General features: G+C 71.5%; 1 protein-coding gene. It reads right to left on the reverse strand.

The window, feature by feature from the left end; genetic code table 11:
• Positions 1–309 (reverse strand): retropepsin-like aspartic protease (locus EN846_RS34370; protein ID WP_189587217.1); only part of this gene is annotated, 309 nt, incomplete at both ends.

Raw genomic sequence — 309 nt, forward strand, 5'->3', positions numbered from 1 at the left:
GCTGATCCGGACCTCCATCGAAGGGTGCTGCCAGCCGCCGCCGTTCATGCCGGGCAGGGTGTACAGCCAGGTGGCCTGCGCACCGCCACCCAGGCCTTCGGTGCCCTTTGCACGCAGGCGCACCCGTGCATCGCTGCCGTCGGTGCGCAGCCCCAGTGCGCGGGCGGCTTCGGCATTGAGCACGGTCTGTGCCGCGCCGGTATCGACCACGGCGACCGCCTCAACGCCCGGCGTGCCCAGCGTCAGCATGATGAAGCCGAACTGGTGCAGGCCAGCGCTGCGCCCGGGCAGTGCAATGGCCTGGCAGCC

The sequence above is a fragment of the Mesorhizobium sp. M4B.F.Ca.ET.203.01.1.1 genome, from assembly GCF_004791025.1.
Classification (GTDB): Bacteria; Pseudomonadota; Alphaproteobacteria; order Rhizobiales; family Rhizobiaceae; genus Mesorhizobium; species Mesorhizobium abyssinicae.